General features: G+C 73.0%; 6 protein-coding genes and 1 pseudogene. 5 read left to right on the forward strand and 2 right to left on the reverse strand.

Annotation, left to right across the window (positions count from 1 at the left end; genetic code table 11):
- Positions 1-2355, reverse strand: coding sequence for an FHA domain-containing protein (locus ACFWBY_RS18565; RefSeq protein WP_385336703.1), 2355 nt, complete (start codon positions 2353-2355; stop codon positions 1-3).
- 171 nt (positions 2356-2526) lie between these two features.
- Between ACFWBY_RS18565 and ACFWBY_RS18570 the strand changes: the two genes are divergently transcribed.
- The 5 genes from ACFWBY_RS18570 to ACFWBY_RS18590 all read left to right on the forward strand — a co-directional run bounded on the left by ACFWBY_RS18570 (position 2527) and on the right by ACFWBY_RS18590 (position 7902).
- Entirely contained in the window at positions 2527-3570 is a 1044-nt protein-coding gene (locus tag ACFWBY_RS18570; protein ID WP_385336706.1) for a cation diffusion facilitator family transporter, read from the forward strand.
- A gap of 34 nt (positions 3571-3604) precedes the next feature.
- Positions 3605-4099, forward strand: coding sequence for an NUDIX domain-containing protein (locus tag ACFWBY_RS18575; RefSeq protein WP_385336710.1), 495 nt, complete (start codon positions 3605-3607; stop codon positions 4097-4099).
- Positions 4100-4147: 48 nt separating this feature from the next.
- Positions 4148-5410 (forward strand): Tm-1-like ATP-binding domain-containing protein, encoded by a 1263-nt coding sequence (locus ACFWBY_RS18580; RefSeq protein ID WP_385336713.1) that lies wholly within the window; start codon positions 4148-4150, stop codon positions 5408-5410.
- A 159-nt stretch (positions 5411-5569) separates the two neighbouring features.
- A complete protein-coding gene (locus tag ACFWBY_RS18585) occupies positions 5570-7150 on the forward strand; it encodes a serine/threonine-protein kinase (RefSeq protein WP_385409675.1) in 1581 nt (526 codons plus the stop codon).
- Entirely contained in the window at positions 7147-7902 is a 756-nt protein-coding gene (locus tag ACFWBY_RS18590) for a hypothetical protein (protein ID WP_385336718.1), read from the forward strand. The genes ACFWBY_RS18585 and ACFWBY_RS18590 overlap by 4 nt, the downstream gene beginning before the upstream one ends.
- Here the strand turns inward: ACFWBY_RS18590 and ACFWBY_RS18595 are convergent.
- Positions 7880-8041, reverse strand: a pseudogene (locus ACFWBY_RS18595) (DUF6191 domain-containing protein); the annotation flags it as partial. The gene ACFWBY_RS18590 and the pseudogene ACFWBY_RS18595 sit on opposite strands and share 23 nt — an antisense overlap.
- Positions 8042-8253: the final 212 nt, after the last annotated feature.

Genomic DNA, 8253 nt, shown 5'->3' on the forward strand with positions numbered 1-8253 from the left:
CTACTTCCGCATGATGGCCGGTTCGTGGCGTCGCAGCACCCGGACCACCAGTACGCCGAACAGCACGCACAGGGCGACCAGCATGCCCATCTCGATCAGCCACAGGTCGGCCTCGTGATCGAACAGCGGGTCCTGGGTGATCTTGCCGGGCACGATGGCGCCCAGGTCGATGGTGTTCGCCATCGCCCCCATGGCCCACCGGGCCGGCACGAACCAGGCGAACTGTTCGATGACGGGGACGCCGGTCAGTTTCAGCAGGGAGCCGCAGAAGACGACCTGGACGATGGTGAGGAGGACCAGCAGCGGCATGGTGACCTCCTCCTTGCTCACGAGGGCGGAGATCAGCAGTCCGAGCAGCATGGCCGTGACGGACAGCAGGGCGACGGCGAGGGTGATCTCGAACAGCGGTGGCATGTAGACGCCTTTGCCGCCCGGGGCGTTGGTCGTGACTCCGGCGAGGCCGACCAGGGTGAGGACCACGGCCTGGCCGACCGTGACCGTGCCCAGGACGACCACTTTGGACATCAGGTACGCCGATCTGGACAGGCCGACGGCGCGCTCGCGCTGGTAGATGACGCGCTCCTTGACGAGTTCGCGCACCGCGTTGGCGGCGCCGGTCAGCACTCCGCCCACGCAGAGGATGAACAGGGCGTTCAGGGCCGTCTCGGCGTTGAGGGTGCTACCGGCCAGGGCGCGGGCCATGGCGCCCATGACGAACGGCAGCGCGACCATGATGATCAGGAAGGTGCGGTCGGCGCAGAGCACGGCGGAGTACCGGCGGATCAGGGTGGAGAGCTGGGAGCCCCAGCTCTGGGCCTTGGGCGGCGGCTTGGGCGCGAGGCCGGCGGCCCGCTCGGGCTGCCCCATGAGCGGGGGCCCGCCGGCGGCGGCCTGGACGTAGCGCTGGTGCACCGGTGAGGCCCGAAATCCCCCGGCCCAGTCACGGTCGCGCTGGTTCTCGAAGGCTTCGAAGGCCTCGGGCCACTGGTCGAAGCCGAAGAATCCGAGTGCCTCGTCGGGTGGGCCGTAGAACGCGATGCGCCCGCCCGGCGCGAGGACCAGGAGGCGGTCGCAGACGCTGAGGTTGAGCACGCTGTGCGTCACGACGATGACCGTGCGGCCGTCGTCGGCGAGTCCGCGCAGCATGTGCATCACCGAGCGGTCCATGCCCGGGTCGAGCCCGGAGGTGGGTTCGTCGAGGAAGAGCAGGGAGGGCTTGGTCAGCAGTTCCAGGGCGACGGACACCCGCTTGCGCTGGCCGCCGGAAAGGCTGTGGATGGGCTGGTCGGCGCGCTGCTGGAGGCCGAGTTCGCCGATCACCTCGTCGACGCGGGCCTCTCGTTCGGCCTTGGCGGTGTCCTGAGGGAAGCGCAGCTCGGCCGCGTAGACGAGGGCGCGGCGGACGGTGAGCTGCGCGTGCAGGATGTCGTCCTGCGGGACGAGGCCGATGCGACTGCGCAGCTCCGCGTAGTCGCGGTAGAGGTCGCGGCCGTCGTAGAGGACGGTGCCGTGGTCGGCTGGGCGCAGGCCGGTCAGCGCGCCGAGCAGGGTGGACTTGCCGGCGCCGCTGGGGCCCACCACCGCGAGCAGGGTGGTGGCGCCGACGGGGAAGGAAACGTGTTCGAGGAGGGTTTTGCGGCCGTGGTCGACGGCGACGCCGAGGTCCTGGACGTCGAGGGAGACCTCGCCGGTGTCGACGTACTCCTGGAGCTGGTCGCCGACGAGGCAGAAGGCGGTGTGGCCGATGCCGACGACGTCGCCTTCGCCTATGACCACGGCCCTGGCGACGCGGGCACCGTTGAGGTAGGTGCCGTTGTGGCTGCCCAGGTCGGCGATCTCGTACGTGCCGTCGACGCGGGCGCGCAGTTCGGCGTGGTAGCGGGAGACGACGAGGTCGTCGAGGACGAGGTCGTTGTCCGGGGCGCGGCCGATGCGGACGGCGGCGGCGGGGGCCAGCGGACGGATCGACGTCGGCTGCCGGAAGGTGGTGGTGAGGTTCGGGTGGGAGACCGAGGAGGGGCGGGCGACGGCGGGCGAGGGATCGACGAAGCGCACCCGCGGGCCGTCGGCGGCGCTGCCGAAGCGCAGTTCGCTGCCGACTCCGACGGCCCATTCGTGGATCCGGTGGCCGTCGGCCCAGGTGCCGTTGGTGCTGTTGTCGTCCTGCAGCGTCCAGTGGTCGCCCTCGGGGCGCAGGACGGCGTGGTGCCAGGAGACCCGGGCGTCCTCGAGGCAGATCTCGCAGAGAGGGTCCCGGCCGACGTGGTACGTCTGGCGCGGGCTCAGCGCGGTGGAGCCCCCGTCGGTTTCCAATACGAGCTCGGGTGCGGTACCCGCACCGTGGCGCTGGACCATGAAGAGATTTTCCCACGATCCGACCGGCACGGCATAACCGCAGGTCAGGGCCGTCTTATGGGTAATGACAACGGTCCCCGTTGCAGCCTTTGCCCATAGCCGTGCGGTGCGCTTCACTTCAGGCGACGCGTTCCGCGGAACAGGAACGCGAACCGACCCACGGGGGACGCCATGAGCGCGCACGACCACGCGCCGCACGATCACGACGCCACCGGCCACGCGGCGCAGGGCGGCCACGGCCACGCGGGCCACAGCCACGGTGTCGCCGCCGACGCCGACCGCCGCTGGCTGGCCATCGCCCTCGGCCTCATCGCCGGCTTCATGGCCATCGAGGTGGTCATCGGCGTCCTGGCCCACTCCCTGGCGCTGATCTCGGACGCCGCCCACATGCTGACGGACGCCGTCTCGATCGTCCTCGCGCTGATCGCGATGCGGCTGGCCGCCCGCCCGGCGCGCGGCGGATTCACCTACGGCCTCAAGCGCGCGGAGATACTCTCCGCGCAGGCCAACGGGCTCACCCTGCTCCTGCTGGCGCTCTGGCTGGCCTACGAGGCGGTGCGGCGGCTGGCCGACCCGCCGCCCGTGGAGGGCGGTCTCGTGCTGGTGACGGCGCTCGCGGGCATCGTCGTCAACATCGCGGCGGCCTGGTGCATCTCGAAGGCGAACCGCTCCTCGCTCGCCGTGGAGGGCGCCTACCAGCACGTCCTCAACGACCTGTTCGCCTTCATCGGCACCGCCGTCGCCGGTCTGATCGTGCTCACCACCGGATTCCGGCAGGCCGACTCGATCGCCACGCTCGTCGTGGTCGCCCTGATGGTCAAGGCGGGCTACGGGCTGGTCCGGGAGTCCGGCCGGATCTTCCTGGAGGCCGCACCGGCCCACGTGGACCCGGACGCGGTCGGCGACCGCCTCGTCGGGCAGCCGCCGGTCACCGAGGTCCACGACCTGCACATCTGGACCATCACCTCCGGACAGGCCGCGCTGTCCGCGCACGTCCTGGTGGCGCCGGAGGGCGACTGCCACGCCGTGCGCCGGGACCTGGAGGCCCTGCTGGCCAAGGAGTACGGGATCACGCACACCACCCTCCAGGTGGACCACGTCCAGGACTCCCTGCTGACGGTCGGCCGCCCGGGCGAGAGCGGTTACCCGCCGCCGGACCCGCACTGCGCGGACTCCCACGGCCCGGTGCACCGGCACGGCCCGCACGACCACTGAGTCCGTCCGGCCCGGACGGGGCATACATGAGGCCATGACCGCGAAGCGCAGCGCCGGACTGCTCCTGTTCAGGCAGACGGGCACGACGGAGACCGGCGGCGGCGCCGCCGCCGAAGTACTGCTCGGCCACATGGGCGGCCCGCTCTGGGAGCGGCGCGACGCCGGCGCCTGGTCGATCCCGAAGGGCGAGTACGGGCCCGAGGAGGCTCCGCGCGACGCCGCGCGCCGGGAGTTCACGGAGGAGGTCGGGCTGCCGCCGCCCGAGGGCCCGTACCTGCCGCTGGGCGAGGTACGGATACCCGGCGGCAAACTCGTGACGGTCTGGGCGGTGCGCGCGGACCTCGATCCGGCGCTGGCCGTACACGGGACCTTCACCATGGAGTGGCCGCCGAAATCGGGGCGGACCGCGGAGTTCCCCGAGCTGGACCGGGTGGAGTGGTTCGGCCCCGAGACGGCCCGGAACAAGCTGGTGGTCTCTCAGATCCCTTTCCTGGAAAGGCTGTTGGAACTCCTCGACAACGAGGGTTGACCCGACCTTTACTTGCCAGCAAACCCCACCTGCATGGACATTGCACCTATGACGAACGTCGTGCTGGTGGGAACCCTGGACACCAAGGGTGTGGAGTACGGCTGGTTGCGCGAGAGGCTGCTGCGCGCCGGCGTCGAAGTGGTCATGGTCGACACAGGAATCATGAACGAGCCCCGTGTGCCCGCCGATGTGCCGCGTGAAGCGGTGGCGCGGGCCGCGGGAACGGAACTGTCCGAACTGCGCGCGGCCGCCGACCGGGGTGCGGCCGTGACGACGATGGCCCGGGGCGCGGAAGCGACCTTGTTACGCCTGCACGCCGAGGGCCGCCTGCACGGGGTCCTCGCCATCGGCGGCAGCGGCGGAACGTCCATCGCCACCCGGGCGATGCGCGCGCTGCCCCTGGGCGTCCCGAAGGTGATGGTCTCCTCCATGGCGTCCGGGGACGTGGCCCCGTACGTCGGATCCGCGGACCTCACCATGATGTACAGCATCGTGGACATCGCGGGGATCAACAGTGTCTCCGCACCGGTCCTGGCCAATGCCGTCGCGGCCGTCGCGGCCATGGCCAAGGCCTTCGAACGCGCCTCGACGGAACTGCGGCGGCCGGCCCGGCTGGGCGAGGGCGGCCGGCCGCTCATCGCCGCGAGCATGGCGGGGGTGACCACGACCGGCGTGGACGCGGCCCGGGAGCGACTGACGGACCTCGGCTACGAGGTACTGGTCTTCCACGTCAGCGGTACCGGCGGGCGGACCCTGGAGACCCTCGCCGGCCAGGGGATCTTCGCGGGCGTCCTCGACCTCACGCTCAGCGAGCTCGCCGACGACCTGTGCGGCGGCATCCTCACCGCCGGTCCCGACCGGCTCAGCGCGGCCGGTCGGGCCGGGATCCCGCAGGTGGTGAGCCTGGGGGCGCTGGACATGGTGAAGTTCGGCCCGATGGAGAGCCTGCCGGACCGGGTCCGCTTCCGCCGGGTCCGCGTGCACAACCCCTCGATCACGGTGATCCGTACGACCGGGGCCGAATGCGCCGAACTGGGCCGCCGGGTCGCCGCCAAACTCCGTGCGGCCACCGGCCCCACCGCCGTCTGCGTCCCACTGCGCGGACTGTCCACGCTCGGCGCGCCGGGCGGGCCCTACCATGACCCCGACGCCGACGGGGCGTTGTTCTCGGCACTGCGCGAGGGACTGCGGGGCAGCGCCGCCCGGCTCTACGACTACGACACCCACATCAACGATCCGGACTTCGGGCGGGCGGCCGCCGACCGGCTGCACGCCATGATCGGCGCGGAGGCGGAGGCGGAGGCGGCCTGACGCCGCCGCCACGCTCGCGTGACCCGGCCGGGACCAGCGCTCGGCCGGGTCCGGTGCCCTGCCGGGAACCAGCCGTGGCGAGAACGTGTCCCAGGTGGTGGCCGGTCCCTTGCGAAGACCGGTCCCGGAGCGCGGTCACGCCACGGCAGGGGGAAAGGTATGAACGGCATGTGGTCGGTTCCCGGTTACTCGGAGGTCCGTCCGCTCGGCTCGGGGGCCAGCGGCCGCGTGGTGCTCGCGGTCCACGACGGCACCGGCACGGCCGTCGCGGTGAAGTACCTGAACGACCGGATGCTCGAGAACCCGGCCTTCGTCCGCGAGTTCCGGGCGGAGGCCCAGCTGCTCGGTGATCTCAGGTCGCCGTACGTGGTCGGGCTGTACGAGTACGTGGAGGCGCCCGGCGGCGCCGGCATCGTGATGGAACTCGTGGACGGCGTCCCGCTGAACGCCCTCCTCAAACAGTGCGGGCAGACCGGTCCCGAAGCCGCACTGGTCCTGCTGAAGGGCTCCCTGCTCGGACTCGCCGACGCCCACCGTGCCGGTGTGGTCCACCGCGACTACAAGCCGGCGAACGTGCTGGTCGCGGCCGACGGCACCTCGAAACTGGTCGACTTCGGGATCGCCACGCCGCTGGGTACGACACCGGGGGCCGCCGGCACGCCCGCCTACATGGCGCCGGAGCAGTGGCAGGGCCGGCCGGCCTCGCCCGCGGCGGACGTGTACGCGGCGACGGCGACCTTCTTCGAATGCCTGACCGGCCGCAAGCCCTTCGACGGTCAGAGCTTCGCGGAGCTCGCGGTCCAGCACGTCGAGGCGCCGGTGCCCGAGACCGAGGCCCCGGAACCGGTGCGCCCGCTGATCCGGCGGGGGCTGGCGAAGGCCCCCGAGCAGCGGCCCGAAGACGCCGAGCGGTTCGTCGCGGAGCTGGAGTCGGTGGCCCTGTCCGCCTACGGCCCGCAGTGGGAGGAGCGCGGCCAGCGCAAGCTGGCCGCGCTGGCCGCGCTGCTGCCGCTGCTCTTCCCCTCGGCCGGCGCCCCGACGCAGGGCACCACCGCGCTGGCCACGACGACGCTGCCGGCTCCCGCGCCGCGCTGGACCCCGGGCCGGCGCGGCCTGGTCGCGGCCGGCGCCACCCTCGTGCTGGGGATCGTGGCCGTGCTCGGCTACCAGGCGGTCGGCGCGGAGCCGGGCGGGGCGAAGGCCCTGAACTCCTTCGCGACGTCGAGCGCGTCGGCGGCGCCCCCTGCCGCCGCCCCGTCCCCGGAGCCGTCTGCCTCGCCGAGCCAGAGCACCAGCCCGAGCCCGAGCCCGACGCCCAGTCCGACGCCGTCCGCGTCCGCCACGCCGAGCTACAGCGTCCCGCCGTCCCCGACGCCGTCCCCCACCGCGTCCCCGACACCCACGCCCAGCCCGAGCGTGGTCGTCTCCTCGGTGTCCGTCACCCTCAAAGCCGGCCCCACGGTCGGTGACGCGACCGTGAACCTCAACGCCAAAGGCGGACCCGTGACCGTCGTTCTCGAGTGGTTCCTCGGCAACGCGCCGAACGACCTCGCCGTCGCGGACGGCACCGACAGCCTCCCCGCTCCCGCCGGGGCGCCGAGCACGCTGTCGCAGAGGCACACCTTCACGCGTGGCAGCGGCTGCCACCTGACGGTGCGCGTCTCCACGAAACCCGCGGCGCCCAAGCGGTACGCGTACGCGACCACCCAGATCCCGCGCTGCGTGGTCGTGCCCCGATGAGCGATCCCCGCGCCCCGCAGGGCGAAGACGACGAGTACAGCGCCACCGTCCTCGGCAGCCACTGGATCAGCGGCCCGCCCCGGCACCCGGACGAGACCGAGCGGCCGGACCCGCCCGGCGAGAGCCCGACGCGGCGGCTCGACCCGCCGGGCGAGGACGCGACCCAACAGCTGGACATACCCGGCGGAAACGCGACCCGGCAGCTGGAGGCGCCCGCCGGTGAAGGGACCCGGCGGCTGCCCGGCGGGGCCCGGCCGGACCGCGTCGAGGGGTCCGTGCTGCGGTTCGGCCCCGGAGTGACGGCCGCTCTCCCGCTGCCCTTCCCGGTGGCCCCGGCACCCGCGCCACCCCGCCGGCCAGGCGAATGGCGGCGCTACACCCTGGCGGCGGTGATCCTGCTCGCGGTCCTCGTGTACCTGGGCTGGCAGCGCTACGGCCCGGCCCTGGAGGTCCGCGACGTGGCGGTCACCACCGCCCCCGAGGGCCCCGGCTGTGACGCGACCGCCGACGTGGTGGCCGTCGTACGGACCAACGGGCGCCCGGGAACCCTCACCTACCGCTGGGTGCGCAGCGACGGCACGCGCTCGGAACAGCTGACCGAGCGGGTGCCGAGCGGGCGGCACGAGGCCCGCCTCCACCTGCTGTGGACGTTCCAGGGCGCGGGCACCTACCCCGCGAAGGCCGAGCTCCAGCTGATCTCGCCGGCGCAGCAGACCGCCGCGGCGGAGTTCACGTACCGCTGCCGCCCGTAGCCGGCACACGGATGACGGCGCGACCGGCGTCGAGGTCCACCCGGGAGCGCGGCGGAGCGCCGTCCTCCTCGTCGTCGCGCAGGACGAGGGCGCTCTGCCGCTCCTTGAGCTCGTTCTGCGTGCCCGGCGAGAAGCCGGCGATGAAGGCCATGGCCACCCCACTAGGCCGTCTCCAGGCCCTGGCCCTGTCATCCGTTCGGCCTATCGCGGCGGCCTGGCGTCCGGGTCTTACGGCCAGGGCGATCGGGGTCGGGGGGGGGGCGGGGGCGGCCCGCGCCCCCCCGGGGGTGTGTGGTGGGAGCGCGCCTGGCCCGGGGGGCGGGGCGGGGGGGGGGCGGGCCCGCCGGGCGC

The sequence above is a fragment of the Streptomyces sp. NPDC060049 genome, from assembly GCF_042736715.1.
Classification (GTDB): Bacteria; Actinomycetota; Actinomycetes; order Streptomycetales; family Streptomycetaceae; genus Streptomyces.